The 533-nt window shown below is 47.8% G+C and carries 1 protein-coding gene; it reads right to left on the bottom strand.

Annotated features, from left to right (window positions below):
• Positions 1-326: 326 nt before the first annotated feature.
• The coding region (locus CXF87_RS22090; RefSeq protein WP_101146796.1) for a hypothetical protein at positions 327-533 on the bottom strand (207 nt) is incomplete at its 5' end.

Raw genomic sequence — 533 nt, 5'->3', positions numbered from 1 at the left:
GAAGTGCTTGCGCCCCCTTCATGGGCCAGCACTGGGATTGCTAGCGACAGCAACAGCGTTGCTAAGGTAGCGTGAATGATAGGGAGCGAACTCGTCTTCTTTTGCATACCGTATCCTTATATATTTTTAGGGTTGAATGGATGCCGTTACTTCATCGCGGAGGCGCTAAAACTGATTCGGCTGAGCCTTCTTACATCGTTCATCTGCCCTGTTTGGCGAACAAGGCGCATGGCGTCGTGCTTTTCTTCATGGAAATGAGTCGGTGTTAAAACGTGCCAACCTGAAACAGGGCTGAAAATGGCGGAAAAAATGATCTGTGACAACACTTAGGTATTGGGATCGGTTTCTCCTTTACCTTTGGGCCACCTATAGGTTGTAGGCTTATAACGAAAGCTAACTCCGCCTTCTTCCATTTTTAATGGATAAGGCGATGTCTCGACCAGCAACATGATAAGAGGAAATATCATGGTTAAGCACAAGATGATCTTTGCCATTGGTCTGGCTGCAAGCCTCAGTGTCCCCAGCAGCGCCAT

This window comes from Halomonas sp. MES3-P3E, assembly GCF_002836035.1.
Taxonomy (GTDB): Bacteria; Pseudomonadota; Gammaproteobacteria; order Pseudomonadales; family Halomonadaceae; genus Vreelandella; species Vreelandella arctica.
This window is presented reverse-complemented; position numbering and strand designations above follow the sequence as displayed.